At 32.4% G+C, this 586-nt stretch carries 1 protein-coding gene; it reads right to left on the bottom strand.

The annotated features are described in order from the left end of the window. Nucleotides 1-53: 53 nt before the first annotated feature. Nucleotides 54-586 (bottom strand): IS21-like element IS232 family helper ATPase IstB (istB, locus tag ACODS7_RS32435; protein WP_445079825.1); only part of this gene is annotated, 533 nt, incomplete at its 5' end.

Genomic DNA, 586 nt, shown 5'->3' with positions numbered 1-586 from the left:
TGTAAATGTCAAGATGATCATGTACATTTTCACTTGTTTAAGCATGTACAAATTTAATCGTTTTCTTTACTGAAATGATCTTTAATTCGATACGATTGTCCTACAATGCTAACAACGGTAGCGTGATGTAATACGCGATCTAGTATGGCATTAGCTATTTTAGGATCCTGGAAGATTTCATCCCATGATTTGAAATTTACATTCGTAGTTAAAATCGTACTACGTTTTTCATAACGCATATCAATGAGTTGGAAAAATAATTTTGCATCCTCCGGATCAATTGGTAAATACCCAATTTCATCGATGATAAGCAATTTATATTTTGTGTAGTGTTTTAATCTTGATTCTAGACGATTCTCAAGCTTTGCACGTTTCAAATTTTGAAGTAAATCATGACACTTAATAAAATAAGTGCTTGTTCGTTTTTTAGCTGCTGCTATACCTACCGATGTCGCTAAATGGGTTTTACCAACACCACTAGGTCCTAAAAATACTATGTTCTCTTGTTGCTCTAGGAAACGTAGGGAAATAAAATCTAAGATTTGTTGTTTATTAATACTTGGCTGGAATTCAAAATCAAATGTAT

The organism is Bacillus sp. FG16 (assembly GCF_057809515.1).
The sequence above is the reverse complement of the archived record's forward strand: the minus strand, read 5'-3'. Positions and strand labels throughout refer to the sequence as shown.